The sequence below is a fragment of the Nocardia asiatica NBRC 100129 genome (assembly GCF_000308415.1).
In the GTDB taxonomy this organism is placed as follows: domain Bacteria; phylum Actinomycetota; class Actinomycetes; order Mycobacteriales; family Mycobacteriaceae; genus Nocardia; species Nocardia asiatica.
The window spans coordinates 1-15831 of the sequence record NZ_BAFS01000054.1 but is presented as its reverse complement, the minus strand read 5'-3'; the positions used below and the strand labels follow the sequence as shown (position 1 = coordinate 15831).

Below are 15831 nucleotides of genomic sequence, written 5' to 3'. Positions count from 1 at the left end.
GCCTATCCTGGCCGGTCCGCCGGTCGCGCTGGGCGATTCGGCCTATTTCGACGGCGGCCTCTCCGAAACGGTGCCGATCCGCACCGCGGTCCGTGCGGGCGCCACCCATGCCCTGGTCCTGCGGACCCGGCGGGTGGACGAGAAGCGGCCGCCCGCTTCGCGCCTGCACAAGGTCGTCGGCGGCGGCTATCTGCGCGCGGTGGCCCCGGGCGCGTATCGGGCCTGGCTCGAACGCCCGCGCCAGCAAGACATCGAGGACAGGGCGCTCGCCGCGCTGGGCGAGTCGGTGCTGCAGATACACCCGCCCATGGGCTCGCCCGATATCGACAGCGCCGCCCGCGACACCACCCTGCTGGCCGCGGCCTTGCAGATCGGCCGCGCAGCCGTCCTCGGCGCGCTCTCCGCCGTCCTCCCGGCCGTCTGACCGGCCTGCGCCTGCTCCGCGCTGCGGATGGTCACCTGCACGGCAGGGAGTGGGAACCGATCAGCCGAGACGGACCCGGACACCGTTGGACAGCACGAAGTCGTGCAGTTCGAGGTGGCCGGGAGTGGCGGCCGCGGGCAGGTCGAAGACGAGCTGGGTGGTCGCGGATTGCCCGGGGCGCAGCTCGAACGAGTAACCCAGGCGCTGCTGGGTGTTCTGCCATATCGTGGCGGTGGCGTTGTGGTCGAAGGCGGTGCTCTGCGAGTCCAACAGGCGCTGCCCGAGGGGAAGGAACCACTTCGTTTCGTCGGAGATATTGCGCACCGCCAGCGTGACGATCAGGAACGAGCCCGCGGCCGTCTGTAGTCCCACTCGTGACACGCCCGTGTCGACCTTCGTCACGACGAACTCGAACTTGCCGTCGCGAACGGGCGTGCCCACCACCGGGTCGGGCGCCCCGTCGTCTCCGGGTGGCCCCGGATGTTCCACGGCCACCGCCGAAGGCGGCAACGACGGCGCGGCCGTGCCCGCGTCGCCGGTTCTGCTGCCCGCCGCGATCAACGCGACGCAGCCCGCCGCGAAGGCGAACGGAGCGAGGAAGACGACGACCAGCGCCCCGATCATCTTCGACAGCAGACCGCGGCGACGGCGCGGCCGCCGGCGCGGGACCGGGACGCCCGGCCGCCGCTGCGCGACCGGCGGACGACCCGGCCGCTGGACGGCTGGGAAGACCTTCCGCGCCGGCGCACTCGGCCGCCCGTACGGCGGCACTCCGGGCCCCGGCTTCGGCGGCAGCACGCGCGCCTGCAAAGCGACCAACCGCTCTTGCCAACTCGGCTGTCCCCGCCGTGCGGATCCAGCGGCATACGAACCGTTCTGATACCACTGCCGAGAGGCCGAATTGGCTTGTCCGGCAATTGGATAACCATTGCCTACAGGGAGCTGCGGACCGGCGTATCCCCGCACCGGCGAACCTGAATTCGGCATATGCCCGCCCGGTGCGGGATTCGGCGCGGGCGTGACCGTGGACCAGTCGAGCCTGGTGGCCACGAGCGTCGGTGTCGGCCCTGGCTGCGGTAACACCTTGGTGGGGGCAGGCGTTCGCCGTGGTTCCGGCTCCGCACTCGCGGGCTGCGGCGTGCCGGCCTGCGCCGCATTCACTTCTCGGTCCGGTCGCGGCGAATCGCTTTCTCCTACGGCCGGATTCGCCGAAGCGCCGGTCTCGCGACGAAGCGCGTTCAGCTCGTTCGCCGCGGCTACACCCGCCAACGACTCGGTCGCCGGACGGCGCGAGCCGGACGGCGACGGCACAGCTCCCGAGTCGACGGCGGGAGCGCCGATAGCGACGCGCGCGGCCGCCGCGAATTCCCCCGCGGTGGAATATCTGCAGCTCGGCTCCTTGGCCAGTCCACGAGCGATGACGGCGTCCAGCGCGGCGGGTACGGCGGCGCACACCGCACCGGCTCGTGGCGGCGCCGCCATCAGGTGCGCGTGCATCTGCTGCGCGGGGTCGGTATCACCGTAGAGCCGTGAGCCGGTGACGCATTCGTAGAGCACGCACGCCAGGGAGTACACGTCGGCGCGCCCGTCCACCGTGCCGCCGAACCGTTCCGGCGCCATGTAGGCGAGGGTGCCGATCGCCATGCCGGTGGTGGTCACGGCCGTCCGGCCGAGGCCGTGTGCGATGCCGAAGTCGATCAGATAGGTGAAGCCGCTGGGATGGACGACGATGTTCGACGGTTTGACGTCGCGGTGCACCAGTCCGGCCCGGTGCGCCACGTCGAGCGCGACGGCGACATGGCCGATGATGCCGACCGCGACGGCCGGGGGCAGCGGCCCCTTGGTCGCCAGCTTGCTCGCCAGATCGTCGCCCTCGACGAATTGCATGTCGATGTAGAGCCGCCCGTCGATCTCGCCGAACCGGTGGATCCTGGGCACGTGCGGGTCGCGCAATCGGGCCACCGCCTCGGCCTCGCGCTCGAATCGCTTGCGGTATCCGCCTGCGGCGGCCTGCTCGACGGGCAAGAGTTTGAGCGCCACCCAGCGCGCCGCCACCGTGTCGAAAGCCAGCCAGACCTGCCCCATGCCACCCTTGCCGAGCAGCCGCTCCAGCCGGTAACCCCCGAATCGCACCTCCCCCATCGCGAACCTCCGGTCACCGTCGACGTCTGGTCGGCCCGGCCCGCGCCGCGGAGACCGGAAAATCGGCAGATCACCGCGCGAATCCCGCGAAACGGGCCTCTTTCGGAGCGTAACCCCACCCCGCGTCACACACCACTGTGTGCTCCGCGACAGTCCGGCCTACTTGTTCGGCTTGGGCTTGTCCCGGCCGTTGCCCTGGTTCGAATGGCCGGGCTTGCCGCGGTCGCGCTTGTCGTCCGAGCCCTGGTAGGAGTCGTTCGCGCCGCCGTCGGCGCTGCTCGTGGCGACGCCGGTGGGGGCCGCCACGGGAGGCAGCCAGCTCGCCCGGCCCGCCGCCGACGGAGTACAGGTCAGCGCGAGGCCGTCGACGGTGACGCGGTGCACGTCCACCGCCGGGTCGCACGGCTGCCCAGCGGCGGGCAGGACCAGGATCGGTGCGGAGATCGGCACCGGCGCGGGCGTGACCGGGGCATGCGACGGCGGCGCCGGTTGCGCCACGTCCTCCCGCTGTGCGGACGGGATCGTCGACGCGTCCGGGCCCGCGTCGGCTACCTCGGGCCGTCCGAACCACAGCGTCCCCGCGACCGCCGCGGCGAGGGTGCCGAAAGCCGCCAGCGCGAGGCGCGGACCGGTGGACGCCCACGCCCGGGGCGCGCCGCCGGACCGGGGCGCGGCCACCGCCCGGGGTAAGCCAGCGGTCGGGGCGGCCCAGCGGGGTGGCGGCAGCACGGTGGTCGGCACCGACGAGGCGAGCTCGACCGTCGTCGCATCGCGGCCCGTCACGGCCGCGTACGCGGCGGACGCCAGTTCCCCCGCGCTGGACCAGCGCTGAGCCGGGTCTTTCGCCATGCCGCGCGCGATCACCACGTCCAGTTCCGGCGGCACGGCGGGATTCAGCGCGGACGCGGGCGGCGGTATCCGCATCAGGTGGGCGCGCAAGAGCTGTGGCGGATCGCTGCCCTCGAACGGCCTGCGCCCGGTGACGCACTCGTACAGCACGCAGGCCAGCGAGTACTGGTCGGACCGAGGTCCCGCCGTGCCGTCGAACCGCTCCGGGGCCATGTAGGCCAGCGTGCCCACGACGTTGCCGGTGGCGGTGATCGAGGGCTGGTCGCTGCGGTGCGCGGTGCCGAAGTCGATCAGATACACCGTGCCGTCCGGGGTCACCATGATGTTGGAGGGCTTGACGTCGCGGTGCACCAGACCCGCGCGATGCGCGATATCGAGCGCCCCGGCCGTCTGCGTCACGATGTCGATGGCCTGTCCGAGGTCCAGCCGCCCTTGGCGCCGCAGCAGCGCGGCCACGTCGGAGCCTTCGATGTACTCCATGTCGATGTACAGGCGGCCGTCGAGTTCGCCGAAGGAATGGATCGGCACCAGGTGTGGCCCGCGCACCTGGGCGGCGAGCCGAGCCTCCCTGGTGAATCGCTGCCGGAATCGCGTGTCCGCCGCGTATCCGCCGGACAGGACTTTCAACGCGACGGCACGGTCGGTGGTGGTGTCGTGCGCGAGCCAGACTTCGCCCATGCCGCCGCTGCCTAGCAACCGGTCGAGGCGGTAGTGGCCGAAACATAGCTCGCCCATCTCGATAGAACCTCCCGCTAGCCTTTTCCTGTTATGGAGCTACCCGAAATTCGCCTCGGTACCGCGCGGAGCGCAAAAACGACGTCGCGGTCACCCGATCATGTCGCAGCGAGGTCGCTCGGTGTCGGGAAATTCACAGGAGTGTTCGCGGGTGTACTGCTCGCCGGGCCGGGCGACCGGCGCGGCGGAACGGACGAGAGCTGATGGAGCCGATCGAGATCAACGCGGGCGCGTGGTATCTGCGCGCCCTGCGCGCGGACGACCGCATCGACGACCGCCCCGCGCTGGCCACGGGCGGGATCACCGAACCGGACTACGTGGCCCGCCGCAGCGCGGGCTGGGCGGAGGAAACGCACTTCTCCTGGGCGGTCTGCGAACCGACGACCGCCGAACTGGTGGCAGAGATCGGGGTGACGCCCGCGAGCGACGGCACCGCGACCGTGGACGGATGGGCACGCCCGGGTTACGAAGCCGCGCTCGATGCCGGGCTGACGTCTGTGCGCCGCTTCGTGGAAGGCGGTCTGGGGCTGCGTCCGGTCCCGTCCTGACCGGCGCGACCCGGCGACTCCCTCCCGTAGGGGTCTGGGCGAACCGCGAGGTCAGCGCATGACGCCGGTGTGCCCGGTGGAGTAGCGTCCGGGTTGCGGCCAGATGGTGAGTCCGTGCGGTCCTTTGCCGACGGGGATGCGCGCCAGCAGTTGCCAATTGACGATGTCGATGGCGTACACCTCGCCGTGATGACGCCCGGACGCCCAGAAGACGCGCCCGTCGGCGGAGATGTTGCCCATGTCGGGACTGCCGCCCCCGGGCACGAACCACTTGTGCACCAGCCCGTTCGCCGCGAAATCCCACACCGAGACGCTGCCTTCGTGCCGGTTGGTGATGAGCATCCGGGTGGAATCGCGGGTGACGTAGAGCCCGTGGGTTCCCGCGCCGGTCGGCACGAATCCGGTGTTGTCGAAGGTGTGCGCGTCGAAGAGGTAGACGCCGTCGGCGGCCATGTCGGCGACGAAGAAGGTGTGCCCGTCCGGCGACAGCTTCACATCCTGCGGCTTGCCCGAGCGGCCGCCGGGCAGATCGATCATCTTGACGATCTTGCGCTCGGCCACGTCGAAAGCCAGCATCCGGCCGATGAATTCGCACGACGCCAGCGCGAAGCGCCCGTCGGCGGTGAAGTCCATGTGGTCGACGCCCGCGCAGTCGGGGACCGCGAGTGCGTGGACTTTCTGCCAGGTGTGCGGATCGTAGAAGTCCAGCGACTTGTCCGCCTCCGCGACGACCAGCGCGTACCGGCCGTCCGGCGTGTAATACATGTTGTACGGATCACGGACCGGGAAGGGCTCGCCCGGCCTGCCGGTTCGCGGATCGATCGGCAGCAGGCTGCCGCCGCCCAGCGGCATGTCGTTGGTCACGTAGAGGGTCTGCATGTCGTAGGACGGCACGACGTGCTGCGGTTCCACCCCACCCGCGGGGAAGGTGTCGATCACCTGGAAGGTGTCCGGATCGATCACCGAGACCGTGTTCGACTGGCTGTTGGGCACGTAGACCAGCGGGCGGTGGTCGGCCACGGTGGGGCTGAGCTCGCGGTTGGCCGCGTACACGTCGGTCGGCGAGAGCGGCGGCGGCATCCCGGGCAACAGATCGGTCATGTGCGGCGGCGCAGCGGTGGTCGGGGCCGCCACGGTGGTCGTGGCGGCCTGGCTTCCCTCGGTGTCCACCGTGCCCGCGTCACTGGCGGCGCAGCCCGCCACCGCCGACAGCACGACGAGAGGGATGACGAGGTGTGGCGCGCAGCATCGGTAGGCGCGCTGCCGGTTCACGCGCCGCACCTGCTCGCAGAGTGGTGTAGACGAGAGGACATGGCTGCGAAGCCTAGGAGCTTCATCCGGGATTGCGCGTACCCACGCCGAGGACGCCGAAATGCCCGGATCATCCGTTTCGGGCGTTATTCGAGGCTGGTCAGCACCCGATCCAGCGCGTCGACGGCCTCGTCCAGCTCCGCGCCGGTGACCGTGAGCGGGGGACGGAACCGGATGCCTCGCTCACCGGTGCCGAGGATCAGCACGTGCTCGCGCTCGCGCAGCGCGGTGAGCACCTCGTCCCGCAGCCGGGACGACGACAGCGTGATCGCGCACATCAGTCCGCGCCCGCGCGGCTCGCTGACATCGAGACGCCGGGCGGCCAGCGCGCCCAGCCGCTCGAGCAGATGGGCGCCCAGCGCACGGGACCGTTCGATCAGCTCGTCCCGCTCCAGCACCTCCAGGATGCGCCGGCTGCGCACCATGTCGGCGAGGTTGCCGCCCCAGGTCGAGTTGAGCCGGGAACCGACCGCGAAGACGTTGTCGGGCACCTCGTCCACGCGCCCGCCCGCCATGACGCCGCACACCTGGGTCCGCTTGCCGAAGGCGACGACGTCCGGCGCCAAGCCGAGTTGCTGGTAGGCCCAGGTGGTTCCGGTCATGCCCACGCCGGTCTGCACCTCGTCCAGCACGAACAGCGCGTCGTTCTCGTGGCACAGCTGCTGCACGGCTTGCAAGAACTGCGGCCGCAGGTGCCGGTCGCCGCCCTCGCCCTGGATCGGCTCGGCGATGAAACACGCTATGTCGTGCGGACTTTCCTCGAAGGCCCGCCGCGCTTGACCCAGCGCGCACGCTTCCGCCTCCTCGATGTCGAAGGCGTCGGTGAGGTAGGGCGACTTGATGCGGGGCCAGTCGAACTTCGGAAAGCGCGCCGTCTTCACCGGATCGGTGTTGGTGAGCGACATCGTGTAACCGGTGCGGCCGTGGAACGCTCCGGTCAGGTGCAGCACCTTGGTGCCGAGTTCCGGTGCGCGGCCGTGGGATTCGTTGTGCCTGCTCTTCCAGTCGAACGCGATCTTGAGAGCGTTCTCCACCGCGAGGCCGCCGCCGTCGATGAAGAACAGGTGCGGCAGCCGCGGATCGCCGAGCACCCGCACGAACGTCTCGACGAAGCGGGCCATCTCCACGGTGTAGATGTCGGAGTTGCTGGGCTTGTTCAGTGCCGCGGTGACGAGTTCGGCGCGGAACTGCGCGTCCTCGGCGAGGGCGGGATGGTTCATGCCCAGCGCGTTGGAGGCGAAGAAACCGAACATGTCGAGGTAGGGGCTGCCGTCGCGTTCGTCGACGAGGCGGCAGCCAAGGGACCGGTTGAGGTCGAGAACCAAGTCGAAGCCGTCAGCCAGGATGCTCGCCGACAAGATCTCGCGAACCCGGGCAGCGGGGGTGACCGCCGGGCGGGTGCGTTCCAGTTCGATGGTCACGCCCTGAGGGTACGTAAAAATTTACGGAACCTCTACAACAAAACGGATTAATTCCGAGCTAACCCTATCTGTCATAGAATGTCTGCAAGATGATGGTGCTCCGGGTTCGCACGTTGGCGGTGGCTCTGATCTCCTGGAGCAACTGCTCGAGGTGCCGTGGGGACGCCACTCGCACCAGCAGGACGTAGCTCTCCTCGCCGGCCACCGAGTGGCACGCCTCGATGCCGGGGATGTGCTGCAGGACCGCGGGAGCGTCATCGGGTTGCGACGGGTCGAGAGGAGTGATCGCGACGAATGCCGACAGCAGTTGGCCGAGCGCTTCGGGATCGACGTGCGCGGTGTACCCGCGGATCACACCGCGGGCCTCTAAGCGGCGGACCCGGGACTGCACCGCGGACACCGACAGACTCGCCTTCTCCGCCAGGTTCGACAGAGTGGCCCGTCCATCGGCCATCAGTTCACGAATCAGCAGGCGATCGATGTCATCGAGTACGGGTCTTGCCGGTGTATCCGCCATCAGCGAAGGCTAACTCAGCCGACCCGCCTCGTGTCCGAAACCTGACCTCCACCCTCCCGCTATGTGGGACAGACGGGCCGCGACGCGGCCGAAAGGTACGGCGGAACAACATATGACCGAGGTACTCGACGACCAGACCACCCAGCGCCTCGCCGCCCGCGCGGAGGCGGTGCTGCGCGAATTCGGTGTGCGACCACCGGAACCCGGCGACCTGACCGCCCGCACGCCGATCACCGGGGGGCAGCTGACGACGCTGCGCTCCAGCTCGCTCGACGAGGTCGACGCCGCGATCGGCCGGGCCGCCACGGCCTTCCGGGCCTGGCGCGGCGTTCCCGCGCCGGTCCGCGCCGCGGTCGTGCGCAGGCTGGGGCAGCTGCTCACCGCGCACAAGAGCGACCTGGCCGAGCTGGTCACGCTGGAGGCGGGCAAGATCCCCGCCGAAGCCGCGGGTGAGGTGCAGGAGATGATCGACGTCTGCGAATTCGCCGTCGGCCTGTCCCGCCAGCTGTACGGCCACACCATGCCCTCCGAGCGTCCGGGCCATCGGCTGATGGAGACCTGGCATCCGCTGGGTGTGGTCGGGGTGATCTCCGCGTTCAACTTCCCGGTCGCGGTCTGGGCGTGGAACACGGCGATCGCGCTGGTCTGCGGCGACACCGTGGTGTGGAAACCCTCCGAGACGACGCCGCTGACGGCGCTGGCCTGTCACGCGCTGCTGCGGCGCGCGGCGGACGAGGCCGGTGCGGATCCCGAGATACACCAGTTGATCCAAGGCGGCAGCGACGTCGGGTCGCGGCTGGTCGACGACGAGCGCGTACCGCTGGTGAGCGCGACCGGCTCGGTGCGGATGGGCAGGCTGGTCGCGCCGCGGGTCGCCGAGCGGCTCGGGCGCTGCCTGCTGGAGCTGGGTGGCAACAACGGCGCGATCGTCACGGCGTCCGCCGACCTGGACCTCGCGGCGCGGGCCATCGTGTTCGCGGCCGCGGGCACGGCCGGACAGCGGTGCACCACGCTGCGGCGGCTGATCGCGCATCGCGACGTCGTCGGCCCGCTGCTGGCCCGGCTGGAGCGGGCCTACGGGCAACTGCCCGTGGGCAATCCGCTGGACGAGGGGGTGCTGGTCGGCCCGCTGATCGACGGGAAGGCGTACACCGGGATGCGCGCCGCGCTGGACAAGGCGGTGACCGACGGCGGCGAACTGGTCTGCGGCGGCGACCGAGTCGACGGGTTCGGCGACGACGCCTACTACGTGCGGCCCGCCATCGTGCGCATGCCCGCGCAGACGGCGGTGGTGCGGGAGGAGACCTTCGCGCCGATCCTCTACGTGCTCACCTACGACGACTTCGATCGCGCGATCGCCCTGCACAACGAAGTGCCGCAGGGTCTGTCGTCCTCGATCTTCACCACCGACCAGCGCGAGGCGGAACGCTTCCTCGCCGCCGACGGGTCCGACTGCGGCATCGCCAACGTCAACATCGGCACCTCCGGCGCCGAGATCGGCGGCGCCTTCGGTGGCGAGAAGCAGACCGGCGGCGGACGCGAATCCGGCTCGGACTCCTGGAAGGCCTACATGCGCCGAGCCACCAACACCGTCAACTATTCCACCGAGCTCCCGCTCGCCCAGGGCATCGAATTCGGCTGAACCACCCCGTCTCACCAGGCGATTCGGTAGTTCGCGCCACCCTGTGTAGTGTTGACCGTACGACGCGGGGTGGAGCAGCTCGGTAGCTCGCTGGGCTCATAACCCAGAGGTCGCAGGTTCAAATCCTGTCCCCGCTACCAAGCTCAGGCCGGAGAGATCACCGTCTCTCCGGCCTGAGCCATTTCTGTGCTCGGTCGTCCTCGTGCCGAGAACTTCCGGAAGCACGTGCCGAACGTTCGCTATGGCGATCCCTCCGCCGCCTCAGGGGGCGGGGTCACGTGTCGAGGACGCGGTCGCCACGCGAAGCCCGCTGGTCGAGGCCCTCCGGCCGCCTTCTGCGCGGCGGTACGGTAGCCGATAGATGGCTGTATTGCGGCTCGCGCCACGGCGGAGATGCGCGAATGTGAGGCTGAGCGCCGATATTCTTCGCTCTCGCCTGCTCGATCACCAGGCGACAATGCCGATCGAGTTCCAGCGACACCGTCGCTGCCCGCGATGCCGGTGGTTTGCCACGAACGCGAAGGAGAGAGCTGTGCAGCGCAGAGCGATGCTCAAGGGATGTGCGGCGGCGGTCGTCGTGCCGATGGCCGCCGCCTGCGGTGCGAACGGCCGCGCGAAGGCGCAGCTGGTCTTCGACCCCGACGCGTTCACCACGGAGAAGAAGACCGTCGCCACCTTCGACCGCGACAAAGAGGTGACCTATCGCCGCTACGCGGAGATCGTCTACGTCGCGAGACCGGTCGACAAGGCGTATCAGAGTTTGACCATCAGCGTGCCCGTGGAGATCGATGGCGCCGCCGTCGACGCGAGCAAAGCGCCCATCCTCTTGAGCAACTCCGTCGGGGGTTATCTGTCCTCGTCGGTGACGAACGGCGAGCCGGATGACGGCGGTGACCGGAGGAGGAACCAGGATCTCGCCCTCGCCGCGGGATACGTCGTGGTCGACTCCGGCGCGCGCGGGCGCGACCTGGTCGCTCCCGACGGCGTGTACTACGGCGTGGCGCCCGCCGCTATCGTGGATCTGAAGGCCGCGGTCCGGTACCTGCGGCACAACTCGGGCCGGGTGCCGGGAAACACCGACCGGATCGTGGCCACCGGGGTCAGTGCGGGGGGCGCGCTGTCCGCCCTGCTCGCGGCGTCCGGTGACAGCCGGATGTACCACGGATATCTGAACGACCTCGGCGCGGCGGACGCCGGCGACGCGGTCTTCGCCGCCGCCCCCTACTGCCCGATCACCGATCTCGAACACGCGGATATGGCCTACGAGTGGAATTGGGGCGCCAACCCACTGCGCTCCGGCGAACTCGACGCCGCGGCCTCGCGGGAACTGAGCACGGCGTTCACGGGCTACCAGGCATCGTTGCAATTGCAGGGCAAGAACGGGTTCGGACCCCTCACGGCCGACAATTACGGCAGCTACCTGGTGCGGACCTACCTCGAACCGGCGGCCACCGCGTACTTGACCGCACTGCCGGACGCCGACCGCTCGAGCTACCTGGCGGACAACACGTGGATCACGTGGGCGGGTGACCGGGCGGAGTTCACCTGGCCGGACTTCCTCACCCACGTCGGTGAGCGGAAGAAGGGCGTGCCCGCCTTCGACGCCTTCGACCTGTCCTCGGGCGAGAACAACGAGTTCGGCGGGGGAACCGTCAAAGCCAGGCATTTCACGTTGTACAGCCTGCGGCGAGCGACCGGCGACCCCGGTGTGCGCCTCGACAGCGACCTGCCCGAGAAGATCAGCATGATGAACCCGATGTTCTTTCTCCGGCAGCGCAATACCGCCCGGGCGAAACACTGGTGGATCCGCGTCGGCACCAAAGACACCGATACGTCGCTGACGATCGTGGGCAATCTCGCCGCGAGCTTGGAGAATCTCGGCGAGGATGTCGACGCCGCGATGTACTGGGACGCGGGCCACGGCAGCAACGAAGACGCCGCGGATTTCATCGAGTGGATCGGCAAGGTGACCGGTTACGCCGGGTGAGTCGACCCGGCGATGTCTTCGGCCGCTGCGACGATCAGCCGACGTTCGCCCCATCGGTCGCGGTACCGGGAGGCGCCGCGCGAGCGCATCCGCTAGCAGCGCGGCGGCTCGATGCCGAGCTCCCGCAAACGCTCGGCGTAGACCGCGACATTGGCGAGCTTGATCTCCTCGTAGCCGCGCACCACGTCGGCGAGGGCCGCCGCCCGCACCGCGCGGTCGTAACCGGATCGGTCCAGCGTGTCGGCGAGGTTCGTCACCATGGCGCGGTAGTGCGCGAGCAGCTCGCGTTCCACTCGCCGCACGTGCGCGTACCCGAACGGGTCGAACTTCGTGCCGCGCAACCGCTTTCCCTTCGCCAGCAGGCGGAGGGCGAAGTGGCTGCCCGGCCCCATCCCGATCTTCTTCTCCCGTCCCATGGCGCGCAGGATCGGTGGGTGCAGCCGGTAGGTCAGCTTCGCCCCGCCGGGCACCTGCGCGGCGACCTCGGCCAGGAACGCCGGATCGGTGAGCCGCCGCGCCACCTCGTACTCGTCCTTGTAGGCCGTGAATTTGTACAGACCGCGCGCCACCTGCTCGCTGAACTCCGTGCGGTCGGTGATTCGCCGCTCCGTGTCCCAAATGCGTTGCACTGTGCGCACATAGTCGCGGGCCACCGCCACGCTGTGGAAACCGATCAGCTCGGCTGCCCGCAGCTCCACCAGGCGTCGGGTCTCTCCCGTGGCGGTCAGCCCGTCGTACAGATCCTCGGGCACCGCCGTCGCGGCGGGTTCGCGCACACGCGGGGCGGTCGCCGCGGCGAATTCCGCCGGCCGCGCGATCGCCACCCGCCCCCAGCGGAAGGCCGCGAGGTTGGCCGCCACGGCCACTCCGTTGATCTCGATGGCCTCCTCGATCGCGGCGCGCGGCAACCGCAGGCCGCCGGTTTGGTAAGCGGCTCCGACCAGCAGGAAGTTCGCGGCGGCGGTATTGCCGAAGAGGACCTGCGCGGCGGCCAGCGCGTCGAAGGACCGTACCGACCGCGACACCTTCGCCAATCGCTCCAGCAGCAGAGCCTCGTCGGGGTAGGCGACCGATTTGTCGTAGACCATGTCGCCGGTCGGCGTCTTGCTGGTGGAGGCGACCGACACGGTGGTCGCGGCGCGACCGTAGGCGAGGTTCTTCGCGTCGGTGGCGGCCAGCAGGTCGAAGGCCACGATGCAGTCGGCCGAGGCCGGGGCCAGCCGGTTGGCGGGCTCCAGCGCTCCGGCGGCGAAACGCAGGTGCGAGACGACGGGTCCGGCCTTCTGGCTCATGCCGATCTGGTCCAGGCTCGCCACCTCGTACCCGGCGCGCATCGCGGCGGTCGCCAGCACCTGGTTCACGGTGACGATGCCGGTGCCGCCGATACCGGCGAGGAAGACGTTCTGCGTGGTCGTCGGGGGTTCGTGCACGACGTCGGGCAGACGCGGCGGCTGCGGACCGCGCGGAGTTCCGCGCGGCTTCCGCTTCGCCGGGTCGGGCAGCTCCACCGTGACGAACGACGGGCAGTCGCCGTTCAGGCAGCTGTAGTCGGTGTTGCACGAGGTCTGGTCGATGCGGGTCTTGCGCCCGAATTCGGTGTCCACCGGCTGCACCGACAGGCAGTTGCTCCGGACGCCGCAGTCACCGCAGCCTTCGCACACCGCTTCGTTGACGACCACCCGGGTGCGGCGCACCGGAAGGGTGCCCCGCTTGCGCTGCCGCCGCGCGTCGGCCGCACAGTGCTGGTCGTAGATCAGCACCGTGACGCCGGGGACCTCGCGCAGCACGCGCTGCGCTTCGTCGAGGCGGTCCCGGTGCCACAGCAGGGTGCCGGGAGCGAGATCGCGCTTGCGGTAGCGCTGGGGCTCGTCGGCGCAGACGATGATCCGGCGGACACCTTCGACGGTGAGCTTGTGGGTGAGCGTCGGCACCGTGAGCGCTCCCTCGGCGTGCTGCGCTCCCGTCATCGCGACGACGTCGTTGTGCAGCAGCTTGAACGTGATGTTCACGCCCGCCGCGACGCACGCCTGCACGGCGAGCTGGCCGGAGTGGAAATACGTGCCGTCGCCGATGTTCTGGAACAGGTGCGGCACATCGGTGAACGGGGCCTGGCCGATCCACTGCGCGCCTTCGCCGCCCATCTGGGTCAACCCGGTGACCTTGCTGTCGGCGCGGCCGGACATGGTCACCAAGGTGTGACAGCCGATGCCGCCGCCCGCCAGCGAGCCCTCCGGTACGGCGGTGGAGCGGTTGTGCGGACAGCCGCTGCAGAAGTAGGCGGCGCGTTTGGCGGGCAGCACGGCCAGCGACAATGGCTGCGGCAGAGGTCGTTTCAGGTCGAGGTGGCCGTCGAGCACGCGGCGCAGCGGTGCGGCGATGCGCCCGGAGGTGAGTTCGCCGTCGCTGGCGAACAGCGGACGGCCCGCGCCGTCGCGCTTGCCGACGATCTCGGGCGCGCCCACGGTGCCGTACAGGATGTCGCGGATCTGGGTCTCGAGGAAGGCGGTCTTGTCCTCGACGACGATCAGCCGAGTGAGCCCGGAGGCGAACTGCCGGACCCGTTCGGGCGCCACCGGATACGGCATCCCGATGCGCAGCAGGCGGATTCCCGCGTCGTAGAGCGCGTCGTCGTCCGCGCCGAGATCGATCAGCGCTTGCCGGACGGCGTCGAAGGTGGTTCCGGTGGCGGCGATGCCGATCGTGGCGCGGGCCGGATCGACCTCGATCACGTCCAGCCCGTTGCGCGTGCTGTAGGCCCGCACCAGCTCCCAGCGCGGGCCGTAGAGATCCGCCTCGGCGAGCAGGCTGTCGGCGGGCGCGGCCATCGGACGCTGCCGGTAGCGGAAAGGCGCGCCTTCGAAGTCGATTTCGGGCACCACGATGTCGATGTCACCCACCGAGCCGTCGACGGTCCAGGCTCCGTCGGCGACGTCGGCCACGATTTTCAGCGCCACCAGACAGCCCGACGCGCGCGAGAGGGCCACCCCGTGCAGGCCCATGGTGATGATCTCCCGGGCATTGCGGGGAAACAGCACCGGGATGTTCAGCGCCGCCAGCGAGCGCTCGCTCACCGCGGGCACGGTGGAGGACTTCGACGCCGGATCGTCGCCGACCAGCAGCAGCACGCCCCCGCGTGGATTCGCGCCGTACATGTTGGCGTGGCGCAGGGCATCGGTCGCGCGATCCAGGCCGGGGCCTTTGCCGTACCAGACACCGACGACGCCGTCGTGCGTCGCGGCGCCCGCCGGCAGCACCGCCTGGCTGCCCCACACCGAGGTCGCGGCCAGTTCCTCGTTCAATCCGGGGACGAACGAGATGTCGTGCTCGGCGAGCACGTCCGGCATTCCGGCCAGCATCTTGTCGACGCCGCCGAGCGGACTGCCCTGATATCCGGAGACGAACGTGCCCACCCGCAGACCGGCGCGCAGATCACGCACGTGCTGCTCGACCAACTGCCGGGCGATGGCCTGGACGCCGGTGAGGACGACGGTCCCCGAGCCGACGCGGTACCGGTCGGCCAGGTCGTAGGGAGCCGCGATCAGATCGCGGTCGGCGAGCTCGGTCATCCGGATCCACCCATCCGCTCGGCGCCGGTCCGGCGCTGGGCCTCGTTGAGCACTTGTTGCCGATATCGTGGCCCCGAAGAACTGAACGCACAACCTTGACTCAATCTATTGAGCAATATGCGCAATCATCGAGCGTCACGGTGGGCACATCCTAAGCACAGTGCGAGGTCCGTGTGACGGTGCGCACACCAGCGCCTCGGCGCGGCGTGCGGCATACGGCCGTGCCACACCGGGATGCCTCCGCCGCCCCCGCGCGCTGCTGTGTGAAGGTGGAACGATGGCATTGCTCAACAGGAGCACGGCGATCCTCGCCGCCATCGTGTGCGGGGCGCTGACCGCGTGCGGGCAGCAGGCGGAGCCGGCCGCCCCCGCCACACCGGACCAGGCCGCGGGAGCGGCGGCCGGGACGCGGGCCGACCCGGGCCCCCGGCGATACGCGGGCGGGACGATGATCGTGCTCCCGCATGCCGCGGATCTGGAGCCCAGTTCGGCGATGCCGTTCTCGGAGTACGACGTCGAAGACGGCACCGACAAGCTCGCGATCCACATTCCAGGGCCGGTCGGCTGCCCGAGCATCGGATTCGCCGTGCGGGTGGAGGAATCCGCCGAGCTGGTGCATGTGCGGCTGATCCGGGGCCTGCATCGCGGCATGCCGCCGTGCCAGGGCGCGAATCCGGAGCAGAAGCGCG

The 15831-nt window shown here is 69.9% G+C and carries 10 protein-coding genes, 1 tRNA gene and 1 pseudogene; 6 read left to right on the top strand and 6 right to left on the bottom strand.

Translation table 11 applies throughout. The features are described 5' to 3' along the window. Positions 1–424: pseudogene (locus tag ON27_RS05830) on the top strand (patatin family protein); the annotation flags it as partial. 60 nt (positions 425–484) lie between these two features. On the opposite strand, the gene ON27_RS39680 reads toward ON27_RS05830, so the two are convergent. Beyond that, positions 485–2566: a serine/threonine-protein kinase gene (locus ON27_RS39680; protein WP_051046258.1), complete on the bottom strand. Its 2082-nt coding sequence runs from the start codon at positions 2564–2566 to the stop codon at positions 485–487. Positions 2567–2725: 159 nt separating this feature from the next. Further along, on the bottom strand, positions 2726–4150 hold the full coding sequence (locus tag ON27_RS39675; protein WP_051046257.1) for a serine/threonine-protein kinase: 1425 nt from the start codon (positions 4148–4150) through the stop codon (positions 2726–2728). 203 nt (positions 4151–4353) lie between these two features. Between ON27_RS39675 and ON27_RS05815 the strand changes: the two genes are divergently transcribed. After that, positions 4354–4698 (top strand): hypothetical protein, encoded by a 345-nt coding sequence (locus ON27_RS05815; RefSeq protein WP_043720518.1) that lies wholly within the window; start codon positions 4354–4356, stop codon positions 4696–4698. 51 nt (positions 4699–4749) lie between these two features. Here ON27_RS05815 and ON27_RS05810 read toward each other — a convergent pair whose 3' ends face one another. The 3 genes from ON27_RS05810 to ON27_RS05800 form a co-directional block, all read right to left on the bottom strand. Then, entirely contained in the window at positions 4750–5970 is a 1221-nt protein-coding gene (locus tag ON27_RS05810; RefSeq protein ID WP_245559794.1) for a YVTN family beta-propeller repeat protein, read from the bottom strand. 125 nt (positions 5971–6095) lie between these two features. Continuing rightward, positions 6096–7370: an L-lysine 6-transaminase gene (lat, locus tag ON27_RS05805; RefSeq protein WP_373282741.1), complete on the bottom strand. Its 1275-nt coding sequence runs from the start codon at positions 7368–7370 to the stop codon at positions 6096–6098. Between the two features lie 124 nt (positions 7371–7494). After that, on the bottom strand, positions 7495–7947 hold the full coding sequence (locus ON27_RS05800; protein WP_043688065.1) for an Lrp/AsnC family transcriptional regulator: 453 nt from the start codon (positions 7945–7947) through the stop codon (positions 7495–7497). 112 nt (positions 7948–8059) lie between these two features. Here ON27_RS05800 and amaB point away from each other — a divergent pair, with 112 nt between their 5' ends. From amaB to ON27_RS05785, 3 genes are all read left to right on the top strand, one after another. Further along, the gene (gene amaB, locus ON27_RS05795; protein WP_043720515.1) at positions 8060–9589 is read left to right on the top strand and encodes an L-piperidine-6-carboxylate dehydrogenase; all 1530 of its coding nucleotides are present in this window, start codon (positions 8060–8062) and stop codon (positions 9587–9589) included. Positions 9590–9652: 63 nt separating this feature from the next. Next, positions 9653–9729 (top strand) — tRNA-Met (locus ON27_RS05790). A 392-nt stretch (positions 9730–10121) separates the two neighbouring features. Then, positions 10122–11576, top strand: a complete 1455-nt coding sequence (locus ON27_RS05785; protein ID WP_043720525.1) for a subtype B tannase — start codon at positions 10122–10124, stop codon at positions 11574–11576. 92 nt (positions 11577–11668) lie between these two features. Here ON27_RS05785 and ON27_RS05780 read toward each other — a convergent pair whose 3' ends face one another. Continuing rightward, positions 11669–15142 carry an indolepyruvate ferredoxin oxidoreductase family protein gene (locus ON27_RS05780; RefSeq protein ID WP_043720511.1) on the bottom strand — a complete coding sequence of 1158 codons (3474 nt, stop codon included), beginning with the start codon at positions 15140–15142 and terminating at the stop codon, positions 11669–11671. A 277-nt stretch (positions 15143–15419) separates the two neighbouring features. Between ON27_RS05780 and ON27_RS05775 the strand changes: the two genes are divergently transcribed. Then, a partial coding sequence (locus ON27_RS05775) for a hypothetical protein (protein WP_043720508.1) occupies positions 15420–15831 on the top strand: 412 nt, incomplete at its 3' end.